The organism is Neobacillus niacini (genome assembly GCF_023715785.1).
GTDB classification, from domain to species: Bacteria; Bacillota; Bacilli; order Bacillales; family Cytobacillaceae; genus Neobacillus; species Neobacillus niacini_E.
The window spans coordinates 51527-66481 of record NZ_JAMBOX010000020.1 but is presented as its reverse complement, the minus strand read 5'-3'; the positions used below and the strand labels follow the sequence as shown (position 1 = coordinate 66481).

Annotated in this window: 14 protein-coding genes; 8 read left to right on the top strand and 6 right to left on the bottom strand. The window is 35.5% G+C overall.

The features are described 5' to 3' along the window. Positions 1–137 precede the first annotated feature (137 nt). Together M3234_RS25025 and M3234_RS25020 are read right to left on the bottom strand one after the other, a co-directional pair. Positions 138–797 carry a flavin reductase family protein gene (locus tag M3234_RS25025; RefSeq protein WP_262307307.1) on the bottom strand — a complete coding sequence of 220 codons (660 nt, stop codon included), beginning with the start codon at positions 795–797 and terminating at the stop codon, positions 138–140. 252 nt (positions 798–1049) lie between these two features. Beyond that, the gene (locus M3234_RS25020; RefSeq protein WP_262307306.1) at positions 1050–2600 is read right to left on the bottom strand and encodes an AraC family transcriptional regulator; all 1551 of its coding nucleotides are present in this window, start codon (positions 2598–2600) and stop codon (positions 1050–1052) included. 707 nt (positions 2601–3307) lie between these two features. Between M3234_RS25020 and M3234_RS25015 the strand changes: the two genes are divergently transcribed. Further along, positions 3308–3571: a hypothetical protein gene (locus M3234_RS25015; RefSeq protein ID WP_262307305.1), complete on the top strand. Its 264-nt coding sequence runs from the start codon at positions 3308–3310 to the stop codon at positions 3569–3571. Positions 3572–3628: 57 nt separating this feature from the next. Here the strand turns inward: M3234_RS25015 and M3234_RS25010 are convergent, their stop codons facing one another. After that, positions 3629–4387, bottom strand: a complete 759-nt coding sequence (locus M3234_RS25010) for a hypothetical protein (protein WP_262307304.1) — start codon at positions 4385–4387, stop codon at positions 3629–3631. 200 nt (positions 4388–4587) lie between these two features. Between M3234_RS25010 and M3234_RS25005 the strand changes: the two genes are divergently transcribed. Together M3234_RS25005 and M3234_RS25000 are read left to right on the top strand one after the other, a co-directional pair. After that, positions 4588–6294, top strand: a complete 1707-nt coding sequence (locus tag M3234_RS25005; protein ID WP_262307303.1) for a hypothetical protein — start codon at positions 4588–4590, stop codon at positions 6292–6294. Positions 6295–6570: 276 nt separating this feature from the next. Further along, positions 6571–7140: a hypothetical protein gene (locus M3234_RS25000; RefSeq protein WP_262307302.1), complete on the top strand. Its 570-nt coding sequence runs from the start codon at positions 6571–6573 to the stop codon at positions 7138–7140. A gap of 188 nt (positions 7141–7328) precedes the next feature. Here the strand turns inward: M3234_RS25000 and M3234_RS24995 are convergent, their stop codons facing one another. The 3 genes from M3234_RS24995 to M3234_RS24985 all read right to left on the bottom strand — a co-directional run bounded on the left by M3234_RS24995 (position 7329) and on the right by M3234_RS24985 (position 9672). After that, positions 7329–8564, bottom strand: a complete 1236-nt coding sequence (locus tag M3234_RS24995) for a site-specific integrase (RefSeq protein ID WP_262307301.1) — start codon at positions 8562–8564, stop codon at positions 7329–7331. A gap of 106 nt (positions 8565–8670) precedes the next feature. Then, complete coding sequence (locus M3234_RS24990) at positions 8671–8904, bottom strand: helix-turn-helix domain-containing protein (protein ID WP_262307300.1); 234 nt, start codon at positions 8902–8904, stop codon at positions 8671–8673. A gap of 540 nt (positions 8905–9444) precedes the next feature. After that, positions 9445–9672: a helix-turn-helix domain-containing protein gene (locus tag M3234_RS24985; RefSeq protein WP_262307299.1), complete on the bottom strand. Its 228-nt coding sequence runs from the start codon at positions 9670–9672 to the stop codon at positions 9445–9447. A 589-nt stretch (positions 9673–10261) separates the two neighbouring features. Between M3234_RS24985 and M3234_RS24980 the strand changes: the two genes are divergently transcribed. From M3234_RS24980 to M3234_RS24960, 5 genes are all read left to right on the top strand, one after another. Further along, positions 10262–10585 carry a hypothetical protein gene (locus M3234_RS24980; RefSeq protein ID WP_262307298.1) on the top strand — a complete coding sequence of 108 codons (324 nt, stop codon included), beginning with the start codon at positions 10262–10264 and terminating at the stop codon, positions 10583–10585. A 297-nt stretch (positions 10586–10882) separates the two neighbouring features. Then, on the top strand, positions 10883–11059 hold the full coding sequence (locus tag M3234_RS24975; RefSeq protein ID WP_262307297.1) for a hypothetical protein: 177 nt from the start codon (positions 10883–10885) through the stop codon (positions 11057–11059). A 395-nt stretch (positions 11060–11454) separates the two neighbouring features. Further along, complete coding sequence (locus tag M3234_RS24970; protein WP_262307296.1) at positions 11455–11649, top strand: hypothetical protein; 195 nt, start codon at positions 11455–11457, stop codon at positions 11647–11649. Positions 11650–11652: 3 nt separating this feature from the next. Further along, positions 11653–13110: a recombinase family protein gene (locus M3234_RS24965; protein WP_262307295.1), complete on the top strand. Its 1458-nt coding sequence runs from the start codon at positions 11653–11655 to the stop codon at positions 13108–13110. Next, the gene (locus M3234_RS24960) at positions 13103–14782 is read left to right on the top strand and encodes a recombinase family protein (RefSeq protein ID WP_262307294.1); all 1680 of its coding nucleotides are present in this window, start codon (positions 13103–13105) and stop codon (positions 14780–14782) included. Before M3234_RS24965 ends, M3234_RS24960 begins: the two co-directional genes overlap by 8 nt. Positions 14783–14955: the final 173 nt, after the last annotated feature.

The following is a 14955-nucleotide window of genomic DNA, read 5'->3' as shown; positions in this document are numbered from 1 at the left end:
TTTGAAAAATTACTTCCAATAAAAGAAATCTAACCAGCAGATCTAGAGGTAAAAGACCAAAAGGTATGTCCGATTTAATAAGCGAACATAGCCTCAAGTGTCTTTTGTTTTTAGATTTAATCGTCCGCTATATGTCATTAAACATTTTTTCCTTCAAGGCCAGCCAACTCTTCTTTTGTAGCAGCTGGTGCTTTCATTTCAAATATTTCGTTGACAACAGTATAATCATAATACCCAAGGCGGGCAATTGGTTTAATTTTCAAGATATCTAGTTTCCCACTTGGTAGAATGATGTCATCATTGATATGCACATGAGCTACTCGTCCGATTACAATATCCACTGTGGAAACTTCATTACCAGTTGGAATTCTAATTGTCTGAACATACTCACATTCAAATTGAACCGGTGACTCGGCAACACGGAACCCAGGAGCCTCAATGCAGCTTTTCTTCGAAACACCCGCAGCCACAAATTCATCAACATCTGCCGGACAGGCCTTTGAGGAAATATTAACTGCTTCGCGTAAATCCCAAGTAGCCATATTCCAAACAAACCAACCTGTTTCCTCCGCGTTTCGAACCGTATCCTTTCGCCCGCCTAATACTGATTGATTTGCCGCAAACATCACCATTGGTGGATCCCAGGTAAGATTTTGATATTGGCTGTATGGCGCAAGGTTATCTATTCCATCTTTAGATTGGGTTGAAAGCCATCCGATAGGGCGAGGTATAGCACTACTTTTAAAAGGATCATATGGTAAGCCGTGATGCTGACCTTTCTTTGGTGAATAACGCATGATAAATTCCTCCTTGATGTTTAATATTTATATTTGCCAAATTGAGTGTGGAAACTTGTTATTGCAACTGACCTACTACTGGCTCACCTCCTCTTATTAATTATGAACACATATGAAAGCGCCTTCTTCATTCGTTAGATTAATCCTATCTTTTTGTAGTGTCTGTTTCTATGGATAATATTTAGAATTTTGTGAGGATATAAAATAGTTTGACAGGGAAAATAAAATTCATCCACATTATATGGATGAATTTTAGATAGTTGGATAATTATTAGATACCCATTGCCTTGGAGAGTATCCTGTAATGTTTTTAAAGATCCTGCTAAAATAGCTCGGGTCTGTGTAACCAACTCGTTCAGCTGTTTCTGAAATCGTAATCGTAGATTCTTTTAGAAGCAATTGTGCTTCTTTAATTCGTTTCATTTGTAAATATTCCGTAAATGTACACCCCAGCTGTTTTTTAAACATCGAACTAAAATACTGACTATTTCGATTTACATGAACTGAGATTTCCTCAAGAGTAATCGGGGTGGCGTAATGTTCATTTATATACTGAATAGCTTTTTTTATAAGAATAGAATTATAAGTAGATTCTTCTTTTTCGACCTCATCGCATAATCGGTAACAAAATAACAGCATGGTGTGGACAATATCAAATAACACTTCGCCGGATAAAATATCATTAAATAATTGTTTATAAAGAGGTTCTTCTTTAAGTAAATATATTTTTTCCAGCATGAAGCGACGTATATGAGACAATATATTCGTTAATCGAATGCGGACGTTTTCCGAATCAGGGAAACTTTTTTCCGTTATCGGCAAATTATTTACCTGATCATTAAGCCACTTCTTCAGCATCTCACGATTAATGTTTCGTAAATGCTTCATAAATTCATCGCTTTCCTCAGGCGAAAGAAATGGATCGATATCGGTTAAGACCAAGTTTTCAATGGGAGGAAATACGTGGTTCCCTCCAAAGTAAAAGCGGCGTAACAGGGCACGTTTTGCTTCCCAGTACGATTGATGCACCATATTCGGATTGTTGTACCATTTTCCAATACTTGCAGAAAATGATAAATCATTTTCATTTTTCATCTTTTGGCAAAAGTATACTAATGTCCGTCTCAACGAATGAATGGGTTCTTGATTGGAAGGCAAAAATTCTACACTAAACAATAGGACAAGATGATCTTCAACGATTAGTACAAAGGGGTGGTAGGTTTGAAACTCCTTGTTTATAAAATGGACTAGCTTAGTTAGGTCGACTTGTCCTTTATTCGATTTATCAAGACTAAGTGCGACAACAAGTGTCGGTATCTGTTGATACCCCCATGTTTGAACTTGATCTAAAATAAGTGAAGTATTGAAAACCCTCCCAAATAAGAGGTCATATGCCCACCCGTGATGGATAAAAGTTTCCCTGTTTTCGCTTGGTTTTTTTTGTGAATGGATCACTGCTTTTTTTACCGTACGTAACCACTCACTTGTTTCATAAGGTTTTATGAACAAAGCCTCTGCTTTCATCTTTAATGATTGATCAGCTGCTTCAAAGGTTTTATGATTTGTATGAACAATTGTCTTTATCTCCAGTTCCCGCAGTAAATAAGTTAACTTTTTTCGAGTATGGGAAAACATCTCAAGTTCAACAATTACAACATCTGGTTTCCAATCGATAAGGAGGTCAAAACACTCTTCTTCATTATCCGTTTCTTTTAACTGGGTAATTAAAACCTGGTTTGATAATAATAACCACCGTATTCCCTTTCGTTCGAGTTCATCTCTTTCTGCTATAAGTATTTTCATCCATTACCTCCCACTATAATTATTGGCGGCCCCTTCTTCGCTTTTCTTAATTGTATCAAAGCGCTATTATTATTGAACTACCCACCACTTAATTTTTTAACGAAAATTTGAAGTGGGGGACTCCTCGAGAATCGGAGAATTGGGGGTCAGACCCCCATTCAGCTAAAGTTTAACGCATTAAAGTATTAAGGCTATGGGGGTCAGGCCCCTGCTCTATTGGGGGTTTTATCTAAACGTTTAATTGGTTGAGGCAGTAGTAAATGCTGTAGGAATTTGGCTGATGGTAGAAGTTGTACTGGACGTGCCAGGAATGTGGTGATAGGATCAGTCAATTTTTATCAAAATTCTCGTGGGAATTTAGGCAGAAACGTTGAGTTGACAACATTTCAGGCAGATTCACTTAAACGTTTGTATGACTGACAAGGATTTTCGAGATTGGGGAAATAATGAACCACTAGTGGCATAGCTCTGAACATGCTTAAACAACCGTCAAATTAGTTTGGGAACCGGCAACATTTTGTAGAATCATATCGGATGCAGTGTGTGGTTTTTCTAATTAGATTTTCCGCATGTAATTAACATATTCTTTTTCGTTTTTTGGGGGGCCCGTACTGGGGGGATTTTTGAAGTGTGTTGGAGAACCCTTCAAAGGACCTATTTTTATATTCATCTTATTGAGAAGCTGCATTAATGAGGAGAAGATGGGATTGAAAGATAAAATTAAAAACAAGATTTTTCATTTCTTTTTTACGTATGAAATGACAGAGGAAGAAATTAAAAGAGAACGGAAAAATGATTATGTGATGAGCAAGGTGTTTGGGTTCTTATTCTTAATCGGTTCAATGATGATTAACTATCTATTTTTTACAGGGGAATTCAGCATTTTTAGACTGCTTGATTTGTTATTAATGGTAAGTAGCATTGCTGCCGGTTTATTATCTTTATTATTCGATTGGCAAAATAAGTTTTAATATAGCAATAGAGTCAGAGGGGGAATCACCCTCTGACTCTATTGCTTATATTCGGAATTAAATGATTTCAGTATTTGGATTAGATAGGCGTTCTCTCACCGTAGTGGCTTTTCCTACTAAGGCTTTATTGGCGGACTCCAGGAATCCTATATCTAAAAACCAATCGACATTCACTGATGGGAGGTTCCACTGGATCACGGCTTCCTCTCCTTCTTCGTTAAACGGTGGAAGGGTCTCCCACCATTCACGATCGTCCTCACTCAATCCATCCGGCAGGGTCAGCATAAAAAAGTCCACTTTAAAAATCCGCATGAGATAGGAAGTTAAGTGGTCCATTATTTTGTGTACTTCTTCCTTTGTATGAAAGGGCCGTTGTAACCATAGGTAGTTGATATCCGCAATTCGACCATCCACAAGAATCAGTGTTTCCCCTGCTGCATTTTTTTTATATAAATAGCCCTCTTCTTCCTTCGGTCTTTTGGCAATTCCCTGATATTGAGGATCAAACGTATTGACGGCCACGAAGGATGGACTATTTCCCCTTTGGTACGTTCTTACTTTCGCGTGCTGATTGTACCAATCATCGTCTAGGAGGTCGACACAAACGGAACCGATTTTGGGATAGGGATCGTCAACGTTTTCCACTGCATCGAAATCTAAGTAATCGAGCCCATCTATCGAGCGATGGATATCAAAGTAAATGCTCACCGCTCTACAAGTCTCTTCCATATCACTATCCAAGTAGCCAATTTCATCTTCGACTTTGGTGAGCTTAATCTTGTAGATGGGTTCAAACTGATACGTTTCTTCAAACATAGCCTATCACCGTTCCTTTGTTGTTTAACTATTTTCCAAAACCTCTAGAATTGTAGTTCTATTATAATACATCGGATCTTTATATTCGGGCATAAAAAGATTCTATTTTTTGAAAATAGGCTGTGAATAGTAGGGGAGAAGAAGTAGATTAAGTATATAATTACATTAAGATACTAGTTGATCGAGGAGATAGAATTTATATGAAGCATTCATCGAGGAACCGTTTGTCCGGAAAAGACTTCCATGATTTTTCTGATTTTTATGCGATACCCAAATGCGCCCGTAATATGAGATGGACTGTCTTGCATAGTTTGGTCACTCGCCCTCATATAAGGGATTATATTGAAAAATGGTATGAGGAAAATAGAGTGGGGTATTACCAGGCCTATAGGACGGGCCCATTCTCAACCACAGAGAACGATTTTTCGTATTTTACAACCGAAACGAAAGAATTAGTGTTAAAGACTGCCGGCATTCTGTCCTGGGCAGAGCAGCATCATGATTATAAAGTGGTTCTTTCCCTGATTCAAAAAGGGTTCAAATACACATGGGATTATTTAAAACGGAACCCAGACGGAATTGAATATATGGACTTTATGCTGGAGTTTTCTAAAAAGAACCATTTTAAGGAAGAAGACAATGAGCAAAATATACAAGGTGTAATCGGATGGTACGTATGCATCATAAAAGGGCTTCCTTTTGGGATTGACATGAAAAAAATTGGGTTATTACCGTCACAACACCAAATTTACATTTTAAATCAACTTATAGATTACATGGAATATTGTTATCAATTATTTCAATGGGAAGCACTGGACATAGGTCATCAATATCGGCTACCCGAAGAAGTAATGCCCCGCGTACAAAGTGAAGAACTGAAGTGGGGTGTCGGCAGAAATCTTCATATGCCGTTAAAAAAGTGGATTATGAAAATTAGAAAAGAAGAAGGAAATATGGTGACAGTCCCGGACACATTTAATAATGTGCCCGATATAGATGAGTTTTCACGGGATGCTTCATATCAAGTGACGAGGGAAGGGCAAACAAGGGCGTTAATTTTATTATTAACTTATCTAGGTTCTTTGGGAATTCAATATGATGATTTAATTGAGAGATATGTACTTAAATCCTCCGAGTTCAAGAGACTTGTTACGTATGTTCACACCTTTGTCGTGGATGGAGTTGTCCGGGAAGAGGAAGTGGATATGATGATCTCTTCGCTTCTTGTCATCATGGCCTTATCGGAGGATTACAGAAAGACGCAAAACAAATATTTCTCCTTGCATGTCGAAGAGTGGGAGTACCAATATCAGCAGCTGATGGAAGACTCAAAACAAAAACTTGCCCAAGCAGAAGCGGATTCGAGAAAAAGCGAGCAAGAATGGAACCGGAATAAGGGCTTACTAGAGGCTGAACTTCAACACATGAAAGAAGAAAAAGAAATGTGGAGAAGAAAAGCATTATCGCTGGAATCGCAGGCTGAAAAGAGTAGAGAAACGGAAAAAGAAATGGCTTCTCTTAAACAATATTTATCTTCGTTAGAAAATCAAGGTGAGGATACCTTTTCGCTGGAAGATAAAATAACTGCGCTTGCAAAGAAAAAGATAGTGATTATTGGTGGGCACCCGAACTGGAAGAAGAAGGTGAAAGGGTTGTTTCCGGATTATAGGATTGTAGGAGTAGAGGAATTAAACAGAGATTTATCTTATTTGGATTTTTCCGAGGCTGTATTTTTGAATACTTCCTTCTTCTCGCATAGCTTCTATTGGAAGGTAATGAGCAAAATGAGCAAAAACTCAACACCCCTATACTACATCAATGAAAGCACAAACCTTGAACAAATGGTTCAGCAATTGTATCAGGTTATCGCAACGGAAGGGGCAATTCCTCATTCAGCAGAGGTATAAAGTTTTGCGTGAAAAGAGATTGTATCGTTAATTTTCCAACGTTTTTACTGACTTTACTTAAGGAACCGGGGTCAGACCCCCACTCAGCTAGAATTACTGGACGATAGTTTAACTTTGTTTGGCTGGTAATTAGTGAACTAAGAAAGGACCAGAAGAGATCAAATACTCCTGGTCTTTTTTGTATGGGAAAATTGAATAAAATGATTAATAAACTATACTTTAATTAGGAAGTCAAAATAAAAAAACACACTTTAAGGAAAAAAGGAGCATTCAATTATGGCGATGATTCCCAGTAAGATAGAGGTAGAAGAAGTATCAAACATATTACTTGAAGAACTTAATGTTTACCATTCCTCAATTAAAGAAAGATTGGGGATAGACGATGTAACATACTCCACGGAAGTTGGTACATTTAAAGTTTGTAATGGTTATCCTGATGAACATACTTTAGCAAGTAGTGTGCCAAATTCTGAAGGTACAGGTGTGGAGAAAATAATATTTTTTTCGGCTAGTATTACGGATAAAATCAATCGATATTATTCAAAGATTTATAATAAACAACCAGCTTTTATGGAAGCTGCAAAAATATTAATCAGGTTTGCGATTATTCATGAATTAGTACACATAAAACAATTCAAGAATGGACTTACATTCGAACAATATAAGCAAATTGATTATACTGAAAACCCTTGGGAAAGAGAGGCAAATGAGATAGCTTCAGAAATTATAAGTGAAACAGGAAGCTTTGGGACTGAGATAATTAATGTGTTAAGGGAGATTACCGTAATAAGTAGTGAAAATCTTGATTATATTATCGGTCTTTTTGACGACAATGAAAATAATTAAAGTAACAACCACATTTTTTCTCATTAACTATGTTATGTAAAAAATAGAATGCACTTAGAGTAAGGGTAATATGTGTAGTAAGAAGACTAATAAGTAAAATACTCAATGCTGCACAGTACAAGGATACTGTTCAATAGAAAAGGTAAGTGAAAGCAAAGATAGAATTTTGCTTTCACTATAAGTAACCACTAAGCACTTTCCATTAGGTTATCAAATTTATCAGATGCTTCTCTTTTCACAGGATCTGTTACATGAAGATAGATTTTTCTAGTTATATCATCATCAAAATGACCTAACCGATCTTTAATGTCTTCAAGGTCCACTTTGGCTTCAGCGAGAAGTGAAGTGTGTGTATGGCGTAAACTGTGAGGAGTAAGATTTTGATTAAGTTGTATTTTTTTTAATAATCGAGCCATTCTATTTTCCACTAACTTTGTTAAGATAGGGAGGCCTTGATGGCTTTTAACATTTGTAAAAATAAATCCCTTATTATTGTAAGAATCCCCTAACCTAGCAATGATGTTTTCTTGTTCTTCTTTATGTTTCTTTAGCATTTCAATAACAAGGTTTGCTACCACAATTTTTCGTTTAGATTTCTCAGTCTTAGGTGGCACTAATTCATATTTAGCGATATTGTTATATTCGTTATAGTATGTTTTATTAATGCGTACAGTTCGCTTAGTGAAATCAATATCATTCCACTTTAGTACAACTAATTCACCTACCCGCATACCAGTGTAGGCTAATAGAGTAAAGATGAGAACATCCATAAACAGTCCATATTTCTTTGCTGCATCCAAAAAGCTTTTGAGCTCTTCTTTTTCAAAGTAATTTGGAAGATCCTCATCCAGATTTTTCAGATCATCCCCATCTGTTTCTTTGATTATTTTAGGATCCTTTTTTATATAGCCCTTCTTCGTTGGATCTTCTCTTATCAATTTCTTATGGACGGCCATATCAAAAATCATTTTACCTGTTGCTAAGATGCCCTCCAGTGTACTTTTGGCCAAATTATTAGCTTTTAAATCATCTAATGCTTCCTGGAACAATTCCTCTGAAATATTCTTAAGCTTAATGTGAGCGAGGTAGGGGAGTAATTTATTTATGCCATATTTTCGAAGGCGAATTGTTCCAGGTTTAGGACAGGTTCGTTCAATATACATAGGCAGCCATTGCTCAGCAAAATCCTTAAACAAAATATCAGATTCCTTAATAAAAATACCTTGCTTCACATCAGTTATTATCGCCGCCACAGCCTCTTCTGCGTCTTTCCTTGTTTTAAATCCGCCTCTAGTTTCCTGTCTTCTTCCCCCAGTTTTGGGATCAGGTCCAATGTCCACCCAAAATGTCCAGGTTTTACCACCACAAGTGCATTTCTTTTTAGGGTTGCACTTGCAATTTCTTCTTTTATAATGACCTTTCATACTGATTTATTACCTCACTTCCAAGTATAATTAATAAATGTGAAAATGTAGGAAGAGGCTCCATTAAAATTTATACTAGAGCCTGTTCCCAATACATTTGTTTCCATCAGCTATTATGCTTTTTCTGCTCTTTCAATTGCTTAATCCACTGCTTAAAATCAGCTTTTTCCACTCTTTTTGAATTACCAATTTCATAGTTGGGAATTCCACCCTGCTCAACATGCACTTTTAATAACTCGTAAACAGTTTTTCTTGATATTCCAAGAAAATCGGAAATCTGTTGTGCTGTCAAAGTATCCGGTAGTGATTCCCAAGTTCTGTATTTTTTTGTTTCCTTCATAAAAATTACCTCCTGTTAGGTCAATAGGAAAACCCCACAGATGTGAAATAAGAGGCACACTCCTCCCAAGACAACAAGGTGGTGTAATAGAAAATTAACCATCTTATTTCTTGGATTGGATGGGTGCTTCCTCATTCCAATCTGTGGGGTTTAACCCAGTTGATTTTATTCTTTCTTGATCCCATGATAATTCATTTTTAATTGATAGGCGAACATAGGTACAAAAAAAATTTTTTTATTTTTTTACTTTTTCTCATATTTATCTTCCTAATGATTTAAGCCAACGATATGTACCACCAATAAACTTCTATTTCTAGTTATTATTTAGCTTAATAGTTATGGTATTGTACATGGATTGATTGGGATAATAAGCTGGTGTAAATACTCGAGGCTTACTTGCCCCACTAAAAATATCCCCGTCGCGGCTTCATGTCAGGCGATGATTTCAGAAAATAATACAAAAGATAAATACTCTTTATTTCTATACTACGCCTTAATAAGAATTTGTTACATTCTGTAGCAGATAGTTGAATATGGTATTTACCTAGAATTGTTGCCTTTTCTCCTATCATTCCATTGTTTAAAGTCCTTTTTGTCTACCCTTATTGATGCTCCGATTTGAAATGTAGGAATACCCCCATGTTCAACATGGATTTTAAAAAACTCATAAACCCTTCTTCTGGATATCTCCAGGATTTCGCATATTTGTTGTGCTGTCAAAGCATCTGGGAGGGATTCCCAATGGATGTGTTTTTCTGTTTTTTTCAACTTCATTACCTCCTGTTAAATCAAATAGAAAAACCCCACAGACTTGGAAAGAAAGGCAGACTGCATCCTAAGATAATAAGATCACAAAGAAATAATCTTATACTTGGATTGGCAGGTCCTTCCTGGTCCAATCTGTGGAGCTACCCACCGATTTATTATTTTGATTAAAAAATTTAATTATGTTCCACATCATAAAGTGGAATATAATGGACTGTCAAGAACTAAATTTTATGACTTTCTTTCTAAAAGCAATGGATGCAAGCGAAAAGGTATTTAACTGCAGTAAAACTCTTAGTTTAAGTAACCAGCTTCTAACAAAAGTATATTCTTTTTAAAAAAGTTTTAGATATGTTTGCAAAATCTATTATAGTAATGATAGATTGTAAATATAAGCAATCCATGAAAAACTCTTAGCAATATAATTGAATAGTCTATTTTAAATAGATCTAGAGCAGAAGCACTGTCTCTATATCTGCAGAAGTACACCATACGTGTATCCTCTGCAGATATAAGGACAGTGCTTTTTTTGTTGCTACCGAGAAAAATGATTTGCGGTTTTAGTTTTTAAAAAATGTTTAAGGGGGATTTTATGATGCAAAATCAACAGTCACTTCAACTATCTTTATTTGATTTTACCTTTGAAGAAGCAGATCAACAAAAAAGCATAGATGAGCATTTTTCAGAAGTTGACTTCACTGTTTCCAAAAATGATGTTCATGGTGCTTCTCCACATGACATTTATGAACAGGATGGTGCGGGTAAGGAAGAGAAACAATCAGTCGAGAAAGAAGAAGAGACCATCTCGGAATTTGACGGGATAAGCAGTGTAGAAGGATTTTTGAATAAGTATTTTTCTGGAACTGAGGAAAAGAACATAAGTGCATGGTCCGGAAGCACCGACTATTTTACCTAAAATTTTGTATTTATACCAAAAGGCACCTACATAAAAGTTCTTCTACAAAGGAGTCAAAAGAGAAAACTCAAGCTCTCGATAAAAGTGAAGAAAATGAACTATATTATGAGGCACTTACAGTAAATACTTCATTTATTTTTCACAACTCAGAATTTGGTAATAATCCCCTGGAAGTTGACGAGTACGGAAGCACCGTACTCTAGATGAACGCTACCATTTTAGGTAGTTACCTCTAGGGCTACGTGCGTCCGTTTTTCATGTTTGTGGTTTTTTTTATTTCAACAAGGAGGAGTTTTTATGGATCGGCCTAATCTATTCGTGGAATTAGAACATGACACAATTATTCAAGAATCTAAAGAGAAGCAAAGCAGCTATTCTGTGATGAGCAGGCATCATTTATCACGTCACAACAGACGTGAACAAGAATTTTTTCATTTTCTGCTTACCCAACAGGTTGCTGATAACATCAGTTAGTTAAAATATCGTCAAAAGATACCTTTTGACACAGCACCAACGGTTATAGAGGGAGGGGATGTATTTGAATGATAAAAGGAAAAAGTATTTTAATGCTTTACTAGCTAACTCTGAAAGACTTGGGATTCCCAAAAGAGTAATACAGATTTATATAGATCAAATAAATAACAAATTTGAGGTGAAGTAAGTGCATTTGACTTTTATGAAATTAGGTCTTCCTGGAAGTAAAGCTGAAAAGGTAATTTTTGAACGATTGAGCAAAGGTGCAAAAAGAACTAAGTACCAACTTCAATTAGATTTGAAAACTAGTAATTCTGTAAAGTCATAATAGTATGGTATGAAATTTCCCTTTCCCGTCAATCATCTTAATACATTGACGGGAGGTGAATGGTTCAATGAGTGAAACAGGAAAGGTTGTTAAGATTACTTTTTCGGAAGAAAACAGTAGAGAGACGGATTTATGGATGTATAGAATCCTTGAAAGGATTGTCTTAGAGCAACTACCTATGCATCCAGCTGTAAAGGCTGAACTACTGCGGACAAACCAAAGTCGAATAAGTAAAATCGTGTCGGAGGGAGTAAGTGAATAAATCATGAGGTCTAGTGAAGTTAAGAAAATTGGTAACATTATTCCCAGCAATCATTGTTACCAAATAGAAAGCGGAAACGTTAGTGTGAAAAAAAGATATGCTGTGTATTACAGGGTTAGTGGAAGCTCACAAAGCCTAGCACTTCAAAAAGATGCAGCGAGGAAGTGGGCAGAAGCTAACGGTATTCCGTGGAACGAAGTTGAGGTCTTTAATGAACATGCTCTTTCTGCCAACAAAGTAGTTATGGAAAATAGACCGGAGCTTATTCGAATGTTAAATGCCATTAAGTCGGGCCAAATCAATTGTGTTCTAGTCTTTACCCGTTGCAGATTAGCAAGAAATTTCTATGAGTATAATGAAATCGCTGATATATTTTATGCTGCAAATATCGATGTTTTCTTTACCTGTAGTGAAACTCCTCCTTTCAGTAGGGATAAATTGATAGAAGGAATATATGGAATACAGATTCAAAGTGAAGGAGCAAATATTAAAGCAAGACTTCAAGATGTTCACAATATGAACCCACCACAAAAATTTGGGTATATAAAAAATGAAGACAAAAGATATTCTGCAGACGAAAAGTACCAATACAACATAAGTAATGCGTTTGAGACTATTTGCAAGATTGAAAATGAAAACTTCAATGAATTCCTAACTCAAATTCTTAGCTATAAAAAGGAATTCAATAGAAAGAATGTAGAAGATACATGGAAAGTTTTTCGTTCACCTTTTTATTGTGGTTATTATCAAAAAGGAACATATTTCTATCAATTGGACCATGTTGAACCAATTATAGAATTGGATTTGTTTCGTAGGGTTCAAATTGTACTAGACCAATATGAACAAAGTTTTATTGACAGCATAATTGTATCGAGAGAACAATCCTATATTACTCCAATTTGCGGTGTATGCAATAGGAGGATGATACACAAAAATACTATGGTGGGTGAATCAGCTTATTACAAGTGCTCAGAGCACAACAATATTAGTGTAACAACCCAGGAGATTAACCAATATTTAGAACTTGCCATTAAAAAAGCAATAAATTCAATATCCGTGGAAAATCTAAAGTATGTTTGCAGAAGATCGATTAATAAAGCAATAAATGCAATGAGCAAAAAGAAGAAAGAACTAAGTAACGAACTAAAGAAATTGCGCGTAAATTTTGTTCTGAATTATCCTCATAGTAATTCAAAAGATAAACAGATAGGAATTGAAAAAATTAATAACTTTATTAGTGAAGTTGATAGTTTAAACACTCAAATTGTTGACTTATCCAATACACAAACACTTGTTAATGAGTTGATAAATGTTGTTAAGTCTGGAGTAGTGGAAGAATTGAATAAGGAAAAGCTACATTCGTTTATTAACTTCATGGTTAAGAGTGTAACTATTTTTTATGACTCTGTAGAGATAGAAATATTCTTTGCAGAATTTCTAGGAGGAGAGTATTTTGTCTAATGTAAGGAACAAACCAAAGGTGAGTAATCTAGATAGGCTACTCGTACTTCAACAAGAGTTTAAAGATATCATAAAAGATATCATTGGCCCATTAGAGTATGATCTTTGTATGCCACCGATTAAAGGATTAGTTCTTGAACCAAATATTAAGCCGGCAATTGGTTATATCCGATATTCTGATAAAAAGCAAGATGATAATAACTCAATAGCTATTCAAAAAAGACAAATAGAAAATAAGGCGCAACTAGAAGGTTACCAGATTATCCTTTGGTGTATGGATAAAGCGGTTTCAGCCACACATAAAACGGCATTAAACAGACCTTGGATGAGAGTCCTTTATGCAAGTGCTTCATCAGAGAACTTTTTAGGAGCAATCTTCTTTTGTGAGGAAAGTCGTGTTAGTCGTCAAGTGAATGATTTTGTTAAGGAAGTATATTATCCATTAAAAGAGACAAAAGCAACAATAAAGTTTTTTAGTACTACAGAACCTGATGAATGGGACCCTAGTAACCCCCATATTCAAGCCAAATTATTAATTTATAGAAATGAGTCTGAATATAAAAAAGATAGAACCGTTCGCTATCAACAAAATTGCCTAGACCCTTCAGATGGTCAAAAACCTATTCGGCCTGGAGCTGCTCTTCCATATGGATACGTGAAAGATAAAGATGGCGAGATAAGTATTGATAACAGTGATCAAAAAGCTGACATTGTTTACCTCATTTACTACTTGTCCAGCTGGGGGTATAGTAATAAGTTCATTGCTACTTATTTAAATGAATGTGATATTCTTTCACCAAAGGGTAAAGCATGGGTTGCCTCCATGATTGATAAAATTTTACAAAATCTCTTTTATCAAGGACATTTAACATGGAACGTCCGCAAAAGTCATACTAATAGTGCTCGAAAAGAACTAGGTCAGTTTGATTTATTTGAAAACTTTCATGAGCCAATTATTCCTCAGCACCTAGCAGGTATCGTAAAACAGATGAAGAGCTTTAAGAATCAATTTGGCAGAAACATGGATACACCATTTACACTTAAAGATTTATTGGTATGTAAGAATTGTGAAGTACCACTAATTTCAAAGAATTTTACACCAGGCAAAAGTAAAAGGGAAAAGCTAGTTTACCGATGTGTGTATTGCAAAAAATATGTTGAAGTTAAAAAGGTACATGAAATTGTGCTCGAAAAATTTTTTGAACATATTTCCAAGAACAGTGCAGTAATGAAAAGAGAAGTAATAAGTACATTGAAGAGTTGGAAAAAGATATTGAAACAAAAACAAGATAACGTTAATAAGACTCTTCAACACGTAAAAGAACAAGAACGCTATGTTCTATATAGTACTGACTTGGCTGAGAGAGAATTTGCTAATTCTATTGCTATAACACAAAATTTTTTGTCTGAAAAAGAGACGGAATTAGGAAAGTTATTGGACCAAATAGAGCAAATACTTGATGTCAATGAGTTGGAAACACTCTTTTCCAGATTTTTTGATCTTAAAAATAACTCCTTAAGCGAACTAGAATTGCGAAGCCTATCTCTATTCTTTATTGAAAAAGTTGAATTGAACCTCTCTACTAATAATGCAGCTATTCAGTACAAGCTAACTCCTTTTGTTGACCTCGAAAAATGGATTAGTCACACTACCGCAGATTTAGCTATGTAAGTGTTCAAATTACCGTAGAAAATTTAAGTCAAACAAAAAAGTAAAAAGTGCAATCTTGGGAAGGCCTTGATATCAAGGCTTTTTCAAGTTAAGAGTACGGTTGTACAGATAGCGTGGTATACCTCGCTATTCATGTGACCGTTTATTTATTAAGCATTGTAGACAAATTACCG